Source organism: Polaribacter sp. 11A2H (assembly GCF_011379025.1).
In the GTDB taxonomy this organism is placed as follows: Bacteria; Bacteroidota; Bacteroidia; order Flavobacteriales; family Flavobacteriaceae; genus Polaribacter.
In genome coordinates this window covers 186,536-208,709 of sequence record NZ_WTLD01000006.1, presented here as the reverse complement: position 1 = coordinate 208,709, position 22,174 = coordinate 186,536, and the positions used below count along the sequence as shown (strand labels likewise).

The 22,174-nt window shown below is 30.4% G+C and carries 16 protein-coding genes and 1 tRNA gene; 11 read left to right on the top strand and 6 right to left on the bottom strand.

From position 1 onward, the window contains the following. Window positions 1-312 precede the first annotated feature (312 nt). Both GQS58_RS09890 and GQS58_RS09885 read right to left on the bottom strand, forming a co-directional pair. Entirely contained in the window at window positions 313-1,617 is a 1,305-nt protein-coding gene (locus GQS58_RS09890; protein ID WP_166385380.1) for an ABC1 kinase family protein, read from the bottom strand. Between the two features lie 7 nt (window positions 1,618-1,624). Then, window positions 1,625-2,281, bottom strand: a complete 657-nt coding sequence (locus tag GQS58_RS09885) for a TetR family transcriptional regulator C-terminal domain-containing protein (protein ID WP_166385378.1) — start codon at window positions 2,279-2,281, stop codon at window positions 1,625-1,627. A gap of 167 nt (window positions 2,282-2,448) precedes the next feature. Between GQS58_RS09885 and GQS58_RS09880 the strand changes: the two genes are divergently transcribed. The 8 genes from GQS58_RS09880 (at window position 2,449) to GQS58_RS09845 (ending at window position 15,575) form a co-directional block, all read left to right on the top strand. After that, on the top strand, window positions 2,449-3,531 hold the full coding sequence (locus GQS58_RS09880; RefSeq protein WP_240914587.1) for a formylglycine-generating enzyme family protein: 1,083 nt from the start codon (window positions 2,449-2,451) through the stop codon (window positions 3,529-3,531). A 594-nt stretch (window positions 3,532-4,125) separates the two neighbouring features. Beyond that, window positions 4,126-7,143, top strand: coding sequence for a SusC/RagA family TonB-linked outer membrane protein (locus GQS58_RS09875; protein ID WP_166385374.1), 3,018 nt, complete (start codon window positions 4,126-4,128; stop codon window positions 7,141-7,143). 13 nt (window positions 7,144-7,156) lie between these two features. Next, on the top strand, window positions 7,157-8,668 hold the full coding sequence (locus tag GQS58_RS09870; protein WP_166385372.1) for a RagB/SusD family nutrient uptake outer membrane protein: 1,512 nt from the start codon (window positions 7,157-7,159) through the stop codon (window positions 8,666-8,668). Window positions 8,669-8,706: 38 nt separating this feature from the next. Then, complete coding sequence (locus GQS58_RS09865) at window positions 8,707-10,176, top strand: hypothetical protein (RefSeq protein WP_166385050.1); 1,470 nt, start codon at window positions 8,707-8,709, stop codon at window positions 10,174-10,176. Between the two features lie 84 nt (window positions 10,177-10,260). After that, window positions 10,261-11,214, top strand: a complete 954-nt coding sequence (locus tag GQS58_RS09860) for a family 16 glycosylhydrolase (RefSeq protein WP_166385369.1) — start codon at window positions 10,261-10,263, stop codon at window positions 11,212-11,214. Window positions 11,215-11,303: 89 nt separating this feature from the next. Beyond that, window positions 11,304-12,839, top strand: a complete 1,536-nt coding sequence (locus GQS58_RS09855) for a sugar porter family MFS transporter (protein WP_166385367.1) — start codon at window positions 11,304-11,306, stop codon at window positions 12,837-12,839. 2 nt (window positions 12,840-12,841) lie between these two features. Beyond that, complete coding sequence (locus GQS58_RS09850) at window positions 12,842-14,437, top strand: glycoside hydrolase family 43 protein (protein ID WP_166385364.1); 1,596 nt, start codon at window positions 12,842-12,844, stop codon at window positions 14,435-14,437. 4 nt (window positions 14,438-14,441) lie between these two features. Next, on the top strand, window positions 14,442-15,575 hold the full coding sequence (locus GQS58_RS09845; RefSeq protein ID WP_166385362.1) for a glycoside hydrolase family 26 protein: 1,134 nt from the start codon (window positions 14,442-14,444) through the stop codon (window positions 15,573-15,575). Between the two features lie 196 nt (window positions 15,576-15,771). On the opposite strand, the gene GQS58_RS09840 is transcribed toward GQS58_RS09845, so the two are convergent. Both GQS58_RS09840 and GQS58_RS09835 read right to left on the bottom strand, forming a co-directional pair. Next, complete coding sequence (locus tag GQS58_RS09840) at window positions 15,772-16,803, bottom strand: LacI family DNA-binding transcriptional regulator (protein WP_166385360.1); 1,032 nt, start codon at window positions 16,801-16,803, stop codon at window positions 15,772-15,774. A gap of 434 nt (window positions 16,804-17,237) precedes the next feature. Then, window positions 17,238-17,312 (bottom strand) — tRNA-Pro (locus GQS58_RS09835). Window positions 17,313-17,395: 83 nt separating this feature from the next. Between GQS58_RS09835 and GQS58_RS09830 the strand changes: the two genes are divergently transcribed. Continuing rightward, window positions 17,396-18,478 carry a PQQ-dependent sugar dehydrogenase gene (locus GQS58_RS09830; protein ID WP_166385359.1) on the top strand — a complete coding sequence of 361 codons (1,083 nt, stop codon included), beginning with the start codon at window positions 17,396-17,398 and terminating at the stop codon, window positions 18,476-18,478. A gap of 108 nt (window positions 18,479-18,586) precedes the next feature. After that, the gene (gene trxB / locus GQS58_RS09825) at window positions 18,587-19,534 is read left to right on the top strand and encodes a thioredoxin-disulfide reductase (RefSeq protein WP_166385357.1); all 948 of its coding nucleotides are present in this window, start codon (window positions 18,587-18,589) and stop codon (window positions 19,532-19,534) included. Between the two features lie 202 nt (window positions 19,535-19,736). Here the strand turns inward: trxB and GQS58_RS09820 are convergent, their stop codons facing one another. After that, window positions 19,737-20,183 (bottom strand): KTSC domain-containing protein, encoded by a 447-nt coding sequence (locus tag GQS58_RS09820; protein WP_166385355.1) that lies wholly within the window; start codon window positions 20,181-20,183, stop codon window positions 19,737-19,739. 236 nt (window positions 20,184-20,419) lie between these two features. Between GQS58_RS09820 and GQS58_RS09815 the strand changes: the two genes are divergently transcribed. After that, the gene (locus GQS58_RS09815; protein WP_166385353.1) at window positions 20,420-21,193 is read left to right on the top strand and encodes an RNA polymerase sigma factor; all 774 of its coding nucleotides are present in this window, start codon (window positions 20,420-20,422) and stop codon (window positions 21,191-21,193) included. Window positions 21,194-21,330: 137 nt separating this feature from the next. Here GQS58_RS09815 and GQS58_RS09810 read toward each other — a convergent pair whose 3' ends face one another. Further along, a complete protein-coding gene (locus GQS58_RS09810) occupies window positions 21,331-22,146 on the bottom strand; it encodes a 5'-nucleotidase, lipoprotein e(P4) family (RefSeq protein ID WP_166385351.1) in 816 nt (271 codons plus the stop codon). Window positions 22,147-22,174 lie beyond the last annotated feature (28 nt).

The following is a 22,174-nucleotide window of genomic DNA, read 5'->3' as shown; positions in this document are numbered from 1 at the left end:
AACCATTAATTAATTGAAACAACATTCCTTTTAGATAAATTGATGACCCATCTTTTTCTAACAATTTACCTATTATATAAAACTCTTCTTGATATTTTGTTGATGTAGGATGTGCGTCTTCAATACTATTTTCATAAATATGATTGATAGTAAAGATAGCATTTTCTTTTATGTTTTTATAAATATCTGTTGGGGGTAATTTTAGGCTTTAAAATAAAGTAGGGGAGCTTAAAGCTAGGGTAACTGTTTATAAGTTTTATTTTATAAACAGCTGTTCTAGGTCTTGGATATTCTTATGATTAAAAAAGGCTCTTACAGCGATTTAAAATTATTGATTTTTATATCTTTTGCTTTTAAATCGTGCATTAAATTATACAAGCCAAAAAAGGTTCTATTAATATAAATAAAGTGTTTAGATCCTCTGTTTCCATTCATATCTTTTAGTTCTGTACTTTTTGCGTATTTAGCACCCAAGTCAGAAAGTTTACCAAAGAAAACGTCATCAGAAAAATCGAAAGTTTCTTGGTGAAATGGCTGCGTAAATAAACTTAGCATCTCGTGAAACATAGCTCTAAAAAATACGAGTTCTTCGTTAGAATCATCCTCTCTTAATATTTCTAACTGAAATAATTTTTCTTCAAAAAACGTAGGGTTGGCTATGTTATCTTTTTGAGCTAATTCAAAATAAGGCACATAAAAGTCTTCTGGAATGGTTTTCATACAACCAAAATCAATGACAATTAATTCGTTTTCTGGTGATATTAAAAAATTTCCAGGATGCGGATCTGCATGTACTTTTTTTAATTTATGAATTTGAAACATGTAAAAATCCCACAAGGCTTGTCCTAATTTATTTGCAACTTCTTGGTTGTCTGTGTAAAATTCTGATAAATGGACACCGTGCATCCAATCCATCGTTATAATTCTGTCAGATGATAATTCAGGATAATAATTTGGAAAATTTAAATTAGGAATGTGTTTACAAGCGGCAACTATTGCCTGACTTTGTTCTACCTCTAATATATAATTGGTTTCTTCAACCAATTTGTTTTCTACCTCTTTAAAATATTTATCAGAATCTTTTCCTCTTATATTAAACATTTTTATAGCAATAGGTTTCACTAAAGCTAAATCTGAAGCGATACTTTGTGCAACACCTGGGTATTGAATTTTTACAGCCAATTCTTTTCCGTCCTTTTCTGCTTTATGAACCTGACCAATACTTGCTGCATTTATAGAAACAGTATTAAATTTGTCATAAATTTCATTTGGGTTTTTTCCAAAATACCTTTTAAATGTTTTGGTTACCAACGCTGGTGAAAGTGGAGGTACGGAGAACTGAGAAAGAGAAAATTTTTCTACATACGCTTGTGGTAAAATACTTTTTTCCATACTCAACATTTGAGCTACTTTTAAAGCACTTCCTTTTAAGGTTTTTAACCCATCATAAATATCTTCAGCATTATTTTCATTTAAACGTGCTTTTGCTTCCTCTTCTGTTTTTGTTATTTTATCTCCATAATATTTAAGATAATTTACTCCAATTTTAGCACCAGTAGTAACTAATTTAGAAGCTCTCTGAATTTTAGAAGTTGGTATAGAATCAATTGTTTTCATAGGCTGCTTAGTTAAAATTTACTTTTTCTTTTAAAATGAATTTTCCAAAATCGATAATGCTTTGTAAGGGTTTAATGTCCATTAAGTCAAAGCGAGCATTGGTTGATTTTTCAATAAAAATATCCGTTTTTTCAAAGGATGGGGAAACGTCATCTAGCCAAAACTTCATAGTTACTAATAAATGAAACCAAGAAGATTCTTGAATAGATTTATCTTGTATTTTTTCTAACTTTTCGTGTTTTAAGTCTATTTTTTCTATGCCAATATTTTTAACGTAGCTGAGGTAGTTTTCTCTTAATTTTTTTAGTGATTTTAGTTTCTTAAAATCTTTTTTGCTGTTTTCTAACGCATACACAACATAACTTCTATTTGCAGTTAGTATTTCGAAAAAAGTAAAATAAAAACTGAGTAATTTGTTTCTTGCATCAAAGTTTTCATAGTCTTCACTTTTAGCTAAAACAGTTATGGTGTGATTAAAAAATTCAGAAAAGATAGCTTCTTCAATAGTTTCAAAAGAACTATAGAATTTATAAAAATCAGCTTCATCAAAATTATTTTCTTTCGCAAAACTATATACAGACTTTGGTTGGTGGTTGTTTTCTAAGACAAATTCCATATACCAAGATATTAAATTGTCTTTTGTAATATTTTTCTTTTTTGCCATAATCTTTTGATATTTATGCAAATATACAATTGTTTAACAATATCTTTATTTTGTTAAACAATAATTTTATGTTAAATTAAATTGAGAGATTTAGAATTAAAAGAATAAACATCAATAGAATCTCTATATTTGTGTGCAATCTTAATTTATTATTGATGAATTTTAATTTGAAAACAGTATTAATTACCGTACTATTATCAATAACTCTTTTTAGTAGTTGTGATAAAAAACAGTCAGAAAAAAGTAAAAAAATAACAGTACAAAGTAATGCTTTAGCTCAACAGGTTAAAACACCAGAAGGTATGGTGTGGGTTTCAAGCAAAACGTTTTTAATGGGTGCTAAAGAAGGGGATAAATATGCGATGCAGCGAGAAAAACCAGCTCATAAAGTAACGGTAGATGGTTTTTTTATAGATACTCATGAAGTGACTAACAAACAATTTCGAAAATTTGTAGATGCAACTAAATATGTTACTGTTGCAGAGAGACCAATAAATTGGAATGAAATTAAAAAAGATTTACCAGCAGGAACAGAAAAACCTGCAGATTCAATATTACAACCCGGAAGTTTAATTTTTAACAAACATGCTAAAGGAGTTGTTTCTATGGCGAATTATGGACAATGGTGGAAATGGCAAATTGGTGCAAATTGGAAACAACCAGAAGGACCTGGTAGTTCTATTAAAGGGCAAAATAATTTTCCTGTTGTGCATATTGCTCAAGAAGATGCTTTGGCGTATTGTAAATGGTCTAATAGAAGGTTGCCAACAGAAGCAGAGTGGGAATCTGCAGCGCAAGGTAAATTTGAAGATAATATTTTTACTTGGGGAAATAAAGCAGAAGATTTAAACGCGAATGCAAATACATGGCAAGGTAAATTTCCCACAGAAAATATTTCTGAAGATGGGTTTGATTATATTTCTCCTGTAGGATCTTATCCTGCAAATAATATTGGTTTGTATGATATGGCTGGTAATGTTTGGGAAATGACAACAGATTTATTTAATGTAAAATATTATGAAACTTTAGATCCTTCTGTGGTTTTAACAAACCCTACAGGAGCAGATAAATCGTATACGCCAAGTAATCCGTATCAAATAGAGTATGTTATGAAAGGCGGTTCTTTTTTATGTCATGCATCTTATTGTGCTAGTTTTAGAATTTCAGCAAAAATGGGTATGGAGCCTAATTCTGGTTCAGATCATATTGGTTTTAGAACAGTTGTTACTAAAAAAATGTTGCAAGAATAAATTCTTCGTTTAGGTATTTTTTAAATTGTCCCTTACTATTTAATGATGGTAAGGGACAATTTTTTATAAGTATTTATTACATTAAAAAAGATTTTTATTTTAATGAGCTGTTAAATTCACTCTAAATTTAGTTACTAAGCTTATTGGAAATGCATATGTTGAGTATAAGTTGTTAGAAAACGATTGAAATAGCTCTTTTTAAGAGTTGTTGACTTTTACGATAAAAGAACTTTTTTTAATATAGATTTTACTTAAACAATGCTTAATTAACCGATAAGTATACTTCATTGCGTAATTTTCTTTAAAAACTACTAAAATCTATAAAAGAGACGTTAACTTAAAAATTTACGTAAACGTTTACGTAAATTTTTAAAGTTGTAGTAAAATACCTTTAAAGTATTGTGAATATTGGTTTTTTTATACAATAAAATCTAAATATGAAAAGCAATATTAAATTGTTAATTTATACGGATTTCTCATTTTTTATTACAAGTAAATGCAAATTTGATACTTTTGAGAGGTATAATTATTCGATTACTTAAAATACATCTATTTGTATTGTCAACTCAAAAATTAACTCAGAAACTATTAATTATGAAAAAAACGTATTTTAAAATTCAATTAGGAATTTTCATTATGATTGCTTCTAATATTTTTTCCCAAAATATTACAGGGAATGTTGCATCAGGCTCAGAACCTCTGCCAGGAGTTACTGTTATTATTAAAGGCTCAATTAATGGAACAACAACAGATTTTGATGGAAATTATAATATTAAAGGAACTGATTCAAGTTCAATCTTAGTTTTTAGTTACTTAGGCTATAAAACAAAAGAGGTTTTAGTAGACAGACAAAGTAAAATTAATGTCGTTCTTGAAGAATCTTCAGAAACTCTTAGTGAGATTGTTTTAATTGGATACGGTCAATCTCAAAGTAAACGAACTTTATCTACAGCTCTTTCAGAAGTAAGTAAAAAACAAATTGAAGATCTACCAGTTGCCCAGGCTGAAAATATACTTCAAGGAGCAGCACCTGGAGTAGTTGTACAACAAAATTCTGGATCACCAGGCTCTACTTCTACAATTAGAATTAGGGGGGTAGCCTCTGCACTAAGTTCAGATCCATTGTATATTGTAGATGATTTTCCTGTGCCAAATCTACAGCATTTAAATCCTGATGATATTAAGAGTTTGGTTGTTTTAAAAGATGCGGCTTCTACATCTGTATATGGTTCGAGAGGTAGTAATGGTGTGATTTTAGTGACCACTAAATCTGGTCGTAAAAATAGTAAACCTGTAGTTTCGATCAATGGATATGCAGGTTTTCAAACTATTGGGCATAAACCAGAATTAATGAATGCATCAGAGTATGTAAACTATTACAATGAAGCAGTTGCAGAATCTGGTGGAAATTTAAACGGTAATCGTGGTGCTTTTAGTGCAGCAGAAAGGGGTGTTTTAGGAGATACGGATTGGTATGATGCAGTTTCTAAAAGAGCTTTTATGTCAAATCAAGCAGTATCTTTAAGTGGTGGTGGTGAGAATTTTTCATATGCACTTTCTGGTGGAATTTTTGATCAAGATGGAATTTTTAGTAGAGCAGGTAAATCTAATTTTAATAGAAAAAATATTAGTGCTTCATTTAATGCAGATATTAGAGAAAATCTTAAAGTTAAAGTATCTGCAAGTAGCTCTAAAATGATAAATTATCAACAAGTTGGTGGTATTGGTAGTATCAATTCTCTACCATCTATATACCCAACGTATGCAGAAAATGGAGAAATTTTTAATCCAGGAAGACAAAATCCAAAACCAACTTATAATAGTGTTCCTTTAAATGTTATGGGAGCTATGAGCAACCCATTATGGGAACTAAACGAGTTTCAAGGAAATGAATCAACTAATGATGTCATAAATTATGGAGTAGCTGCAGATTGGCAACCTATTACAGATTTGAATTTACACGTTTCTTATAATTTTTTTAAGAATGATGGTCTTTATAGAGCATTTGCACCAAGTCTTGGAGCGGTGTTTCCAACTCAAGATTTTTTCTTACAAGGTTTTTATACAGAATCACCTTCTGGCTTTGTAAGAGATCAGATTACGGCAACTGCTGGATACACATTTTCTAAATTAGCGGCTAAAGATCATAATCTTGACGTACTTGTTGGTTATGAGGTAATTGAAGAAGAATCAACTTTTGGAGGTAATATTACCAATGTAGATGATTTTTTAACGACTAACTTTGATGATGCCAACTTTGGTTTAGCATCAAATCCTTTAAAAGCTGTTTTTACTCCTAATAGAATAACAGAACGAGCTTTAATATCTTACATATCTAGAGTTAAGTATAATTTTAAAGAAAAATATCTTGCTACTGCAAGTTTTAGAAACGATAGGTCATCCACTTTTGGTGAAAACTTTAGATCTGGTTTTTTTCCATCTTTTTCATTAGGATGGGTATTGTCTGAAGAAAATTTTTTAAATGATTCTAATTGGATTAACTTATTAAAATTACGATCTAGTTGGGGAATTTCTGGAATAGACCCTTCACAAGGCTATGCCTTTTTATCTAGTATTAATTCTAATGTAAATTATGCAGGTGTTCCTGGTTTATCTTTAACAGGTTTGGCAAATCCTAATTTAAAATGGGAGGAATTAGCACAACTAAATGTTGGGTTAGATTTAACCAGTTTTAACAATACATTTAATATATCTCTAGACTATTACTCTAAAGAAACTACAGATGTTTTATTGTTAGCAAATACACCTGCATCTAGTGGTTTAAATCCATCTCTAGTAAATGTGGGTAGTGTAAATAATTCTGGATTAGAGGCGGTGTTTTCATATAAAAAAATAACAAATAATTTTTCTTGGAATGCATCCTTTAATTTAGCCTATAATGATAATGAAGTTACAAGTTTAGGAAACAATGGGCAGGATCTTCAAGGAGGTTTTACTGGTGCATTATTTTCAGATCCTATTACATTAACATCAATTGGGCAACCTATAGGAAGTTTTTATGGCTATCAAGTAGAAGGTATGGATGCAAACGGAAATTTGTTATTTAAAGACTTAGACGGTAGTGGCAACAACAAAAGAACTCCTGATGCTACAGATAAAACATTTATAGGAACACCTTTACCGGATATTACTGCAGGTTTAAATTTAGGTGCTAGTTATTCTGGTTTCGATTTTTCAGCATTCTTTTACGGAGCTACAGGAAATGATATTTTTGATGCCACTATAGCTTATACAGCTATTGGGTCTAATAGGCCGGTATCTTATTTACAAGATGGTGCACCAAGAAATTTAGCGGTAGCAGCACCAGGAGATAGTAATGGTGAGAATTTGGTGTCTGATTTTCACGTAAAAGATGCTTCTTTTGTAAAGCTAAAAAATGTTGTTTTGGGGTATTCATTGTCAGAGAACATTATCAATAAACTTAAAGTTGATAAAATTAGACTTTATATTTCAGCACAAAATTTATTTACATTAACAAAATATCAAGGTGCAGATCCTGAAATAGGTGGAAGTGTTTTAGATATGGGAATCGATAGAGGGTTTTATCCACAGTCTAGATCTTATTTATTAGGGTTTCAATTTAATTTCTAAAATATATCAAAAAATGAATAAAATAAAATTTAATAAAATGAATTCGACAAAGGTAATTTTGATGTTGTTTTTTGTGTTTTTTTCGGTTTCTTGTGAGGATATTTTAGATAAAGATCCTGTTACAGAAATTACAGCAGAAACAATTAATACAGAGGATAGGGTTGAGCAAGCAATTAATGCCGCTTATGATCCTTTGCAATGGAAACTAGAAGGAGCTGCAGAAACTTTTCAACAGTTATTTCAATCTGTTCGCGCAGATGACCATCATTCTCAACAAGCTAATTTTTGGGGTGTTGGTGCATCTTGGGATCAATTTACAACGATTACATCAACCAATCAAAGTATTTCTGAGCTATGGCGTAAATGGTATACAGGTATTGGAAGAGCAAATTTTGCAATGGAACTTTCTGAAGAATTTGATGGTTTTGTAACTGATGGTTTAAAAGAAAGAATTATAGCTGAGGGAAAATTTTTAAGAGGATTTTATTATTTTGAATTGGTAAAACATTTTGGAGATGTACCCTTGTTTCTAAAAGCTATTAGAACAACAGAAGATCCTTTATATCTAGAAAGAAGTTCAGTTTCTATGGTCTATGATCAAATAGAAAAAGATTTATCAGAAGCGGCAGCTATTTTACCTAAAAGAGGAGAATCAAGTGATGCTTGGAGAGCAACTTCTGGTGCGGCTTTAGGAATGTTGGCTAAAGTTCAATTATACCAAAAAAAATATACTGAAACTGTAAAAACTTGTGAGAAAGTTATGACACAAGGTTATGAGCTTGAGCCTGTATTTGCAGATAATTTTGAGTTAGAGAATGAGTTTGGTATCGAGTCGCTTTTTGAAATTAATTATGTAGATGGCATACCAAGCGAAGGTTCTTGGTCTTGGCAATATATGTTTATGTGGGCAGGAGGAAGGTATACTTCTTTTGGTAATATGATTCCAAGACAATCCTTAGTTGCAATTTTTGATGATAGTGATCAGAGAAAAAAAGCAACATTCATTTTGCCTGGGGATGATTTAAATTCACCTGGATTGGAAGAATTAGGTTGGTCTCCTGCACCAGCAGATTTTGGTTTTAATGTTGGATCAAGTGCATTAAATAAAAAATTCTTTTTAACATTTGAAGAATTAGATCCATTATTAGCCGTTAATCAATCACCAAAGAATGAAAAAATATTAAGATATGCTGATGTCTTATTAATGCTAGCTGAAGCTTCCTTAAAAGGAGGTGGAGGAAATGGTGATGCTGCATTTCAAATGGTTGTTAATAGAGCATATGGTTCAGGAAACCCTGTAATACCTGCATATAATTTAGCAAATGTAAAAGTAGAACGAAGAAGAGAACTCGCTACTGAAGGATGGAACAGATTTACAGATTTGGTTAGATGGGATGATATTCAGGCGGCTATGGATGCTGTTGGAAAGAAAGATTTTGATATAAACCGAGATATATTATTACCTATACCAGATTCAGAAATACAACTGTCTAACAATATCTTAAAACAAAACCCTGGGTACTAATTTTAAAATATTATTTAACTTAAAATTAAACAATTATTATGAAACAATTATTTAATATAAAAAATATTTTCTCAGTCTTAATGCTGATAGGTTTGTTGGTATCAATTTCTTGTCAACAAGAAAAATTTGATTATGATGTTTTAGGTACTCATTATGATGGAATACAAAATTTAGATGAAGAAGGAATAGATTGTGGTGGAAGTAGTGGTACGCCTTGTGAAGTGCCTGCTACATGTACAGATGGTGTTCAGAATGGAGATGAAACGGGTATAGATTGTGGTGGTTCGGCATGTGATGCTTGTCCAATTGAAACACCAAGAGCAGATGTGTTAGCAGATACTAGTTTACCTCACTATTTTACCTTTGAAACAGCAGATGCAGGATTTGTATTAGAGCCTTTTACTAAAAATGCTGATGGAAGTGATTATGGTCAAGGAGTAGACATAACTTATGGTGTAAATAACCCAGATGGTACGGCTAATGATTTGGTTGCTAAAATTATTAGACCTGATGATGGTAGATTTGGAGGTTTTGAAGATTATAAGTTTCAAACATTAATTGCACCAATAGATTTTTCGGTATATTATAAATGGACAATGGACGTATTTATACCAACCGGACAAGATTTTTCTGGGTCTTTGGCACCAGAAGTTGTTTTAATACTTCAAGATTATGATGCTAACTTTTTTGAAAGATGGACGGAAATACCTGTAACTATTGCTGCTGCAGATTTTGGTACTTGGGTAACTCTTGAGTTTGATGGCACAGATATTATAGGGGCTAATGGGGTAAAAATGCAAGATCAAACTACCTACAATACAATTGGCCTTCGTTTTGGAGGAGGAGGTCATAAGGAATCTGGTACATTTTATGCAAAAGATTTAGTGCCAACTACAGAAGACTTTAATGTGTCTAAAACACCAAGAGCAGATGCCTTAGCAGGTGCCAATTTACCACACTATTTTACTTTTGAAACAGTAGACGCAGGATTAGTATTAGAGCCTTTTACTAAAAATGCTGATGGAAGTAATTATGGTCAAGGAGTTGATATAACTTATGGTGTTAATAGTCCGGATGGTATAACAGAAGATTTGGTAGCTAAAATTATAAGACCAGATGATGGGCGGTTTGGAGGTTTTGAAGATTATAAATTTCAAACATTAAGTGCACCAATAGATTTTTCAGTATATCATAAATGGACAATGGAAGTATTTATACCTAATGGGCAAGATTTTTCAGGGTCACTAGCACCAGAAGTTGTTTTGGTTCTTCATGATTATGATGCTAATTTTTATGAACGATGGACAGAAATTCCTGTAACTATTGATGCGGCAGATTTTGGAAAATGGGTAACCTTAGAATTTGATGGAACAAATGCAGTAGCAGTTGGTTCAGGAGTATTATTGCCTGTACAGTCTACCTATACAAATGTTAGTTTACGACTAGGTGGTGGAGGCCATCAAGAAAGCGGAGAGTTTTATGTTAAAGATCTAATCCCTGTAAAATAAAGGTATTTTAAATTAGTTAGTCCTAAATTTAATAGGGTACTTTAAAAACGGAAGTATCCTATTGATAATTTTATAAAATTGAGTATGAGAATTATAAAGAATTTAATGTTTATTTTTTTAGCCATTTTTATTTGTGGTTGTTCAGAGAATGAAGGTATACCTAAAGAAACCTGTATAGATGGTCTACAAAATGGAAATGAAACAGCAATAGATTGTGGAGGAGATTGCAAACCTTGTATTGTGGGTGTAAAAATACCTACAGTAGGGTTTGAAGCACAAAACTCTTATGAAGGTTATTCATTATTCTGGTCAGATGAATTTAATGAAAAAAATCTAAATACTAGTAAATGGAATTATAATATAGGTAATGGGTGTCCTTCTTTATGTGGTTGGGGTAATAGTGAGTTACAACAATTTACAGACAGTAAAGAAAACTTATATTTTAAAGAAGGGAACTTAATTATTGAAGCAAAAAATGAAGCAAATAAATATACTTCTGCAAGAATAAATACAGATAATAAATTTGAATTCAAATATGGTCGTGTAGATATTAGAGCAAGTATGCCATCTGCTTCTGGAACTTGGGCAGCATTATTTTTATTAAATAAAAATTACACAATAAATGATCCAGGGTCTTACTGGCCAAGTGGGGGAGAAATTGATGTGATGGAATATTTAGGAGAAGATCATAATGAAATTTTGGGAACAGCTCATTATGGTAAAGATTTTCCAGATAACCACAGGTTTAACTCCGTTTATTTTGATGCTTTAAATAATGAATCTTTTAATGAATCATATTATGTGTTTTCGATAATTTGGGAAGAAAATCAAATTAGGTGGTTGGTTAATGATGTGGTTTACCATATAGTAAATCCAAATACAACAACAGCAAATGGGCAGCCTTACCCTTTTAATGATGAATTTTATTTTGCTTTTGCTTTATCTGTAGGTGGTAATTTACCGAGTGTAAAACCAACTATACAAGATTTTCCAGATTATTTAATTATTGATTACGTGAGAGTTTATAAAGCAAATTAATAGATAAAGAATGTTATTTGAATTTATTGGTTGTCACTTAAATAGATTATTAATTGTATTACACTTATAACTTAAAACAGTATCGTTAGATGAAAAAATCATTATTTGTTGCTTTTGTTGTTTCTTTAGGAGGTTTTTTATTTGGTTTTGATGCCGGAATTATTTCTGGTGTAATGTCTTATGCTGGTCCCGAATTTAATTTAACAGATGCTCAATTAGGTTGGGCGGTAAGCTCACCATCATTTGCTGCAATGATTGCAATGTTAGTTTCAGGCAGGTTAAGTGATATTATTGGTCGAAAAAAAATATTAATTTTAGTAGCACTGCTGTATGCCGTTTCAGCATTATTATCTGCTTTAGCAACTTCTTTTGAAATGCTTTATATAGCAAGAATGATTGGAGGGGTGGCTTTTGGAGCCGCTTTAATACTTGCGCCTATCTATATCTCAGAAATATCATCTTCAGAAAATAGAGGGAAATTAGTATCTATTCAGCAATTGAACATTGTGTTGGGCTTTTTTGCCGCTTTTTTAAGTAATTATTTTTTTAATAAGGTTTTTACTTCTGGAGAGAGTACCTTTTTAAACCAAGATAACGTTTGGCGTTGGATGTTGGGAGTTGAATTGTTACCAGCATTATTATACTTTTTTTTATTGTTTTTTGTACCAAAAAGTCCAAGATGGTTATTCCTAAAAAAGAAAAATCAAGAAGCAACTTCTGTTTTAATTAATATACACGGTAAAACTTTTGCAGAAAAAGAAGTAGTAACAATTTTAGATGGTTTAAAATTATCAGAAAATAATGAAAAGATTAGAATAAAAGATTTATTTAAACCATCATTAAAGTATGTATTGATTGTAGGGCTTACCATTGGTATACTGCAACAAATTACAGGTATAAACGCAATTTATTTTTATGCTACTTCTATTTTTAAACAAACTGGTATTGGTACAGATGCAGCTTTTGCATCCGGAATATTATTAAGTTTAACAACATTAGTATTTACTGTGGTGGCAATTTTACTTATAGATAAAATTGGAAGAAGACCGTTGCTGTTATTTGGCACTTTGGGTATTTCAATTAGTCTGTTGTTATGCGCATATGGCTTTAACCAGGCAACTTATAAATTAACTACAAAAAAGATAGCTCAACTTAAATTTCCTAGCAAAGAGAACTTACTTCAATTTTCAGATAAAACTTTTACAAATGATGTGTCATTTAAAAATACAATGAAATCTACTTTAGGAAATAAAGTGTATTTAGAAAACGAAGGAGATATTTTAGAGGTAGCAACTACCATGAATGCAACATTGGTTTTAATTGGTGTTTTAGGATTTATTGCGTGTTTTGCTTTCTCTCTAGGGCCAGTAATGTGGGTAATGTTGTCGGAGTTGTTTCCTAACTTATATAGAGGTTTAGCAATAGGTTTTATAGGATTCGTAAACTCTTTTGTTAGTTGGGTTGTTCAGTTAGTTTTTCCATGGGAATTATCTAATATAGGTAATACATTGAGCTTTTTTATATTTGGAATAATTGCGCTTATTGGCTTTTTTATTATGTTAAAAATATTACCAGAAACTAAAGGAAAATCCTTAGAAGAATTAGAAATTGAACTTTTGAAATAGAAATGAAAAATTATATAGAAAACCCAATCTTAAAAGGATTTAATCCAGACCCATCAATATGTAGAGTTGGTGATGATTATTATATTGCAACTTCAACATTTGAATGGTTTCCAGGGGTGAGAATTCATCATTCTAAAGATTTAAAAAACTGGAATTTAGTTGCCCATCCATTAAATAGAAAATCTCAATTAGATATGAAAGGAGTGCCAGATTCTTGTGGGGTTTGGGCGCCATGTTTAAGCTATAGTAAAGGTCTTTTTTATTTAGTTTTTACCAATGTAAAATCATTTGATGGTGTCTGGAAAGATACCCCAAACTTTGTGGTAACGGCAAAGGATATAAAAGGAGATTGGAGTGAGCCTGTTTATTTAAATTCAAGTGGTTTTGATGGATCATTTTTCCATGATAGTGGAAAAACTTGGTTCTTAAATATGCTAGTAGATCATAGAAAAGAAAAGTTTTTTGGGGGTATAGAATTACAAGAATACAATTTAAAATCTAAAGCTTTAGAAGGAGATGTTTTTTATTTAACAGACGGCACTAAATTAGGCTTATCAGAAGGTCCTCATTTATATAAACGTAATAATTATTATTATTTATTATTAGCAGAAGGAGGAACAGAATACAATCATGCTGCGACAATATTAAGATCTAGAAATATAAAAGGTCCTTTTGAAGAACATCCTCAAAACCCAATATTAACCTGTAAGAACGAAGAAAATCATCCTTTTCAAAAAGCAGGACATGCTTCTATGGTAGAGACTCAAGCTGGAGATTGGTACATCGTTTTTTTAATAGGGAGGCCTTTAAGTGTAAGAGGTAGGTGTATTTTAGGAAGAGAAACTGCAATAGAGGAAATAATATGGGAAAATGATTGGCCAATATTAAAATCTAAAACGAATTTACCTAGAGTTAAAATACCTATGGCAGATTTAAAGGAATTTAAATATAGTAAAGGTGATTTTCATGACGACTTTAACTCAACAATACTTCCTAAAGATTATCAATCATTAAGAATTCCTATAAACGAGAATTGGTTATCGTTAAAAGAAAGACCAGGTTTTTTAAGATTAAAGGGTAAGGAGTCTTTAAGTTCATTACATACGCAAGCAATAATAGCAAAAAGATTACAACATCTAGAAGCAGAGGTATCAACGGCTATAGAATTTGAACCTGAAAATTTTCAACAACTTGCCGGATTGGTGCTATATTATAATACAGGGCATTATCACTATTTACATATTACAACTAATGGAATAGATAAATATATTTCTATAATTTCTTGTAATAATTTTAAAACAAAAGAGCAAGATGAAAAATATATTATAACTGGAAAAAAAAGTGTTGTTTTAAAAGCAACAATTATTAGAGAGAAACTTCAATTTAGCTTTAGTTTAGATGCTGTAAACTTTAAAAATATCGGGGTAGTTTTAGATATGAGTATTTTATCTGATGATAATGTAAGGGATGGTAGCGAGCGTTATAGACCTGCTTTTACAGGAAGTTTTATAGGGATTTGTTGTCAAGATTTAAAAACGAATAAACTTCATGCTGATTTTGATTGGTTTGAATATAAAGAAATAATACAAAAAAAATAAAATTATGAATTTAAAAACGATCACACTTATTGTCTTTTGCGTCCTTTTTTATCAATGTAAATCTAACGATACAAAAGAGAATAAAGAAGATTCTTTAGAGGTTAAAAAAGATAGAAAACTTGCAAAATTTGAACCTAAAGAAGGAGTGTTACTATTTGTAGGGCAAGAGTTAGAAGCGGTTGGGGGTCTAAAAGATTATAATGATGGTTATTTAGATCATTATAAAAAACCTGCAGGATGGACGACTTATACAAGCATCAATCCTGGAGACAACTCCTTTGGTTTTACTCATAAAGGTCTAGATGGTCTATGGAGTACCGATGATTGGGGGGATAATGATTATAATGCTACTTTACAATTAGAAAGTTCAAATTTTAAAAATATGGCTCTAGCTATAGGTTTAGCTTTTGTAAATCATGAAGAAAAAATAGCAAACGGAACTCATGATAAATACATAAATAAACTTGGTGATTTTCTATTGTCTTTAGGAGATCGTCCTGTTTTTTTAAGAATAGCTTATGAGTTTGATGGAGAGCCATGGAATCATTATGATAAAAAAAATACGATAAAAGCATATAGAAGAATGGTAGATATGCTTCGTGCAAAAGGTGTAACGAATACTGCTTTTGTTTGGCAGTCTACAGGATTTATGTCTAGTCTAAATGAATTGGAAGATTGGTATCCTGGAGATAATTATGTAGATTGGTTAGGGTTTTCGTTTTTTAACGGTTGGAAAAAACAAAATATGATTGAATTTGCAAGAACTAAAGGAAAGCCTGTTTTTATTGCAGAAGCTTCACCAACTTCTTCTGATAAAATTTTAGATCCAGAAGAAAATAAAGGAATTACAAAAAAAATGAACCTTTCAAATCCACAGGAAGCAGAAATGGCATGGAACGAATGGTTTGTTCCTTTTTTTAATACAATTGATAATAATTTAGATGTTGTAAAAGCCGTTAGTTATATTAATTGTCATTGGGATGCGCACCCAATGTGGCAAAACAACCCTACCTTTAAAGGGATAGATGCACGCTTAAATTTAAGCGATACTATTAGTAAACGTTGGGTAAAGAAAATATCTGAGAAAAAATACATCCAGTCATCACCAAATTTGTATCATGAATTGTATAACAATTAAGGTAGTTTTAAAACTAGGTCTTTAATTTTTTACAACAGAAAATGTATGAGACAATTAGAACAATATTGAGAGGTAATAAGGGTTTTTTGCTCATTTATAGGTAAGTAAATAAGCAACTATATTACTCAATGAAAACAAGTTTTAACATGTATTCTTGGGTAATTTAGACTCTTATGTTTATATAATAGTTGGTCATTTAAAGTAATTGATGTGTAGAGTTTCTTAAAATTAAACTTGTTTTAATTATTTTAGTTTCAAAAATATTATCACTATCGTTGGTGTCACTTTCAATGCGCTCAATAAGTTTTTCTGTAGCTTTTTGACCTATATAAACAGCGTGTTGATTTATACATGTAATTGAAGGGTTTACGTATTTAAACAAGTTTCCATTTGTGTATCCGATAAAAGATATTTCTTCGGGAATTTTATATCCTCTAGATTTTGCAATAAACATTGCTTCTATTGTAGATTGTTCTTCTAGTCCAATAAAGGCATCTACGGTATTATAATCTAATAAGGTTTTAATTTCTGTTTCAAAATCATACCCTTTTTTTATCAACACAATTAACTTTTCATTTAATGCAATACCATTATCTTTTAGTGCCTGTTTATAGCCATCTATCCTTAACCTTACAATTCCTAAATTATCTAGTACAGAAACAATAACTATATTTTTACAACCGGTTTTTATAAGGTACTCAGTAGCATTGTATGCACAATTAAAATCATCAACAATTATTTTATCACATTTAATACTATCTGCAACCCTGTCAAACATAACTATTGGACCTGCATCTTGTATAAAATTTTGTAAATGGGTAAAATCTTTTTTAGATTGTGTTTCTTCACATAACGAAATTAAAAGACCATCCACGGTCCCTTTTTCAAACATATTTGTTGATTCAATTTCTTTTTCTAAACTTCCATTAGTTATAATAATAATAATATTGTATCCTTTTTCATTAGCAATTTGTTCGATGCCACTAAATATTTTTACAAAAAAGTGATTTAATAAGGTAGGTATAATAACACCAATTGTTTTAGTCCTTTTATTCATTAGACTTAAAGCAATACTATTGGGTTTGTAATTATGTTTTTTTGCGTATGTTTTTATTTTTTCTTTGGTACTAATACTTATTTCATGGCTATCTTTTAAAGCTTTTGAAACAGTTGCAACAGATACATTAAATTCAGTCGCAATTTGTTTAAGTGTCATTCTTTTTTTCATAGCTTATTTTTGAAATTTAAACCTTGTAAAGCTAATTTAAAGAAAATAAATACAAAAAGAGATGATTTAAAATATATGTTTTATTGAGTGTGAAAAGTAAAAATTTTAAAACCGAATCAAGACGTATCTTTAATGTTTCTGATGTTTTTTGAATTATTAGCCACTTAAAAGAGTTTTGTTTTTACTTGCTATTTTTTTTAATACTCTTTGCTTAAATCAGAGTATTAGAAATAAGAGAATGCCCTGAAAGTGAGTTGTAATTTTAACGGATACTTTATTGGTTAAAATAACTGTAGGTATAAATGTCTTAAGTGTAAGGTAAAATGTACTTTTTTTGTTTAAAATCAATCAAGTTTTAGGATTGTTTAAAAACTTAAAAACCTTGATAATCATTTGATTATCAAGGTTTTTAAATACTGTGACATTTAAATCTGTCGGGGTGGCAGGATTCGAACCTGCGACCTCCTCGTCCCAAACGAGGCGCGATGACCGGGCTACGCTACACCCCGAAAATTGATACACTCAATTTGCGAGTGCAAATATAGAATAATATTTGTATATTTATTGAAATATTAATTTTATTTTTAAAAAAATGAAGCAATTTATTTATATTCTTATCATCTATTTCGGTGTTCTTGTATCTGGTTTTTCTCAAAGTAAAGAGTATGAGTTAATTGTGCCTGATTTAACGAATCCGTGGGGTTTTACTTTTCTACCAGATAACACTATGTTAATTACAGAAAAAGAAGGAAAGCTTATTCATTTTAAAGATGGTGTAAAAATAGAAGTACAAGGTGTTCCAGAAATTTACCTTAGAGGTCAGGGTGGGTTTTTAGACATTGAACTGCATCCGGATTATCAAAAAAATAACTGGATCTATTTTACCTACGTATCATCCGAAGGAATAGGAAGTGGAGGAAATACCGCTTTAATGAGAGCAAAACTAAAAAACAATCAATTAATAGATAAAGAAGTCTTGTACAAAGCGAGTCCTAATACTACAAGATCACAACATTTTGGCTCTAGAATAACTTTTGATGAAGAAAACCATGTTTATTTTAGTGTGGGAGATAGAGATAATAGAGATGAAAATCCGCAAGATATTACAAAAGATGGAGGGAAAATATATCGGTTAAATGATGATGGTACGATACCAAAAGACAATCCTTTTGTAAAAATAAATAATGCTAAAAAAGCAATTTATAGTTATGGGCATAGAAATCCACAAGGGATGAGAATGAACCCATTAACAAAAGAAATTTGGTCTCACGAACATGGTCCAAAAGGAGGTGATGAAATAAATATTATTAAGATTGGTAAGAATTATGGTTGGCCAAAAGTAAGTTATGGCGTTAATTATAGTGGTACTAAATTTACAGATAATACTTCTCTACCAGGTATGGAAAACCCCATTTATTATTGGACACCCTCTATTGCGCCAAGTGGTATGGCTTTTATAAACAGTGATAAATATGGTAGCTGGAAAGGTAATTTATTAATAGGTTCTTTAAAGTTTCAGTATTTAACAAGATGCATATTAAAAGGAAATAAAGTTTTTAAAGAAGTAAAAATGCTAAAAGGTATAGGGAGAGTTCGCTCTATAGCGCAAGGTTTAGATGGATTTATGTATGTTGGTGTAGAAAATTTAGGAATTATTAAATTACTTCCAAAATAATATTTCAATTTTATAAACTTATTTTTCCATTGTTAAAACTTATAAACAATCGTCTTTTAAAGGAATAAAAAAGAATATTTTTGTTTCCTATAATCAAATAAATTTAATATGTCAGATACAATAGAAAAAATAAAATGTTTAATTATTGGTTCTGGTCCTGCCGGTTATACAGCAGCAATTTATGCAGCAAGAGCAGACATGAAACCTGTAATGTATACAGGAATGCAGATGGGAGGTCAATTAACAACAACAACAGAAGTTGATAATTTTCCGGGATATCCAGAAGGTACAGATGGTACTGCAATGATGACAGATTTACAAAAACAAGCAGAACGTTTTGGTACAGAAGTTCGTTTTGGATTGGTAACTAGTGTTGAGTTAAGTGATAAAGTTGGTGGAATTCATAAAGTTATTGTAGACGAATCTAAACATATTGAAGCAGAAACAATTATTATTTCTACAGGAGCTACTGCTAAATATTTAGGATTAGAAAGTGAACAACGTTTAATAGGTGGTGGAGTATCAGCTTGTGCAACTTGCGATGGTTTTTTCTATAAAGGACAAGATGTAGTAGTTGTTGGAGCAGGAGATACTGCTGCAGAAGAGGCTACTTATTTATCTAATATTTGTAGTAAAGTTACCATATTGGTTCGTAAAGATTTTATGAGAGCTTCTAAAGCAATGCAACATAGAGTTAATAAAACTAAAAATATTGAAGTTTTATACAACACAGAAATAGATGAGGTTTTAGGATCTAATGTTGTAGAAGGAGTTAGAGCAATTAACAATAAAACAAAAGAAACTACAGATATTTCTGTAACAGGTGTTTTTATAGCAATAGGACATACGCCAAATTCAGACTTATTTAAAGGAGTTTTAGATATGGATGAAACGGGTTATTTAATTACCAAAGGTAAATCTACAAAAACAAACTTACCAGGAGTTTTTGCTGCAGGAGATATTCAAGATAAAGAATATAGACAAGCAGTTACGGCGGCAGGTACAGGTTGTATGGCAGCTTTAGATGCAGAACGTTATTTAGGAGCCTTAGAATAAGTAACCTTATATTAGAGCATAAAAAAAGAGATTACATATTAATGTAATCTCTTTTTTTGTTTATTGATAATTCTCATTTCAAAATGAGCCTTTTCGGGCGATTGAAAAATCTTATTATCTTAGATAAATAAGATTATTTCAAAATTATTTTTCATTCCTTGTTTAGAAGGAAACTTTTAACAATAGTATTTTTATAATTCTTTTAAACAGTAGCAGAAGCTTTCATAGATTTTCTGTAAGTAAAAGAATTAAAAATATTTCTTTTACCAAAATTGTTCATAGATTTTGCGTTTACAAATTTTCCAAAAAGTATTTTACTAACACCAAAGTATTCGTATTTATTTCCGTCTGTAAAAGTAACTTCTAATAACATACTTTTATGATGCCAGTCTGCAACTTGAAATTCTGTTATAGTTGTTTTGTAAGCGTCTAAATTAGCTGCTTTTGTTTCTGGAGCGATGCTAACTAAAAAATGATACCCATCTATAATTTGAGTACTCATTAGATCTGCTTCCTCTTTTTTAGAGTCATCAGTAAATTTATCTGGATGCCATTCCTTTACTAAACCTCTATAAGATTTTTTTAAATCTTTTAAATCAATAGCTCCTTCTACTTTAAAAAGTTTTTTATATTCTTTAATACGTTTCATTCGTGTGTTTTCAAATTGCGTGCAAAAGTACTGATATTAAATGGATTGTAGTGCAATAAAAGTTTATTAAATTATAAATAGAATTCTTTAAACTTTAATTTCATTTTATCATAAGGTATTTAGCTCCTTTGAAAACAGTTTTTTTTAATTGTTAAAGTTGATAGTTTACTGATTTTTATCATTTTATTATCATTTCTTATTTTGCATCTTTAGAAATATCTTTAAAGCATTTTATTATGAAAACAAGCATTTCTTATTACCAAAACAAAAGTGAGTATCGTCTTTTTGTAACAAAATCATTTTCTAGTTTGGTAAAACTAAAAAAGGAAGATAATCAAACCGATTTTAATCAATTAGTTTTAAAAATTTTGCCAGAAATTAGAAATTATGTAAATCAAAGATTGAATACAGCTATAAAAAAAGGTCATTTTTCTAAAAAGAAATACAAAGCAGATGATATTATAGATCAACTTTTTATTACAATTTACGATACGATTGATGAGGTAGAAAATGAAGGTAATTTCTATTTATGGTTGTTTAAAAAAACAAATGATTTACTAGAGGATGTTATTGTTGAAGAAGAGTTTAATGAATTGTTTTTTAAAAACATTGATGATTATTCCAAGCCAGAATGGGATGAACTACAGGAAGAATTTAGTACAGATGGAGGAGGAGATTTAGTGTTGCTAGAAGAGTTAGATGATGCAACTTATAACCATAATGATTATAGCTTAGACCATGTATTTGTAGAGGATGATGAGAAAGATTTAGCTGATAAATTAGATACGCAGTTAGGTGAAGACAAAGTGAACGAACATATAGCATTAGTGCTGCACAATATGCCTGCTGCTATGCGAATTGTTTTCTATTTGTTTACAAATCAAAAATTAAAAATAGAGGAAATTGCAGAAATACAGAAAAAATCGATTCCTGAAATTGAAAAACTTCTAAGTGATGCTAAAAAAGCAATACAAAGAAGTTTGTTTAATAGATATTCTGTCGATCGTTAATGTTTTTAATTGATGTGTAAATCGTTTTTACAGCGAAGCAATTAACGGTATTGTTTATCATTTAAAATAACCAATATGTCTGTTTAAGCGGAGTTGATGCCTCTATCACTTTTTATAAGATTGATAAAAAAATGAACTTAATAAGAAGTGATTCTTTTATGTCGGATAGAGTCTTTTTGAGCATTTGTCCAATTATAGTTTCCTTCATAAATACCTTTTGTTTCCCAATCTCCATACATTGGGTTTGGCAAAACAATATATTTATTACCAAAAGAGGTATGCAAACTATCTGTGTTTTTGTTTCTTTTATCAGTAGTGCTATTTTCAAATATTGATGAAAAGTCAGATAAATTATCGCCAATAAGTAGCACTATTTCATGTGTTTTGTTCACAATACTTCTTCTTGTTCCTTTTTCACTACTGTTTGTTTTTAAAAGTACGTGAGTTTCATCAGCAAAAGGAAAATCCTTTAATTGTAGGTTTTCGATGGTTTCTTTTGTCTGTGCTGCAGATCTGTTAGAAATATAAAATACAGCTACATTTTTACCTTCTGCGTACTTAAAAAAAGCAAGGGCTCCTGGTATTGCTTCTGCTTTTTTCTGAGCGACCCATTCTGCCCATCTTTCTGATGTGTAGTTTTCATCTAGCTCAATTTGTTTGCCAGAATACGGACTGTTATCTAAAAGAGTTTCGTCTATATCTGTAACAATTGCAATAGGTTTTTTAGAGGTATTATTTGCAAGAATTTGATCTAACCTAAGTTGCGCTAAATTGTATGCTTGGTAAGTTAATGCTTTGTATTCAGCTGCATTTTGAACCCATAATAAAGATTGAATGGTATGTTCTTTAATAGGAAGGTTGCTTGTAATTTGTTGTTTTATGGTTGTAATTTGAGTTTTACACCCAAAGAATATGAATGCTGCAAAAAGAGAAAAAAATATTTTATTTTTCATTGTGGCTTCTAATTTAGAAAATATGAAA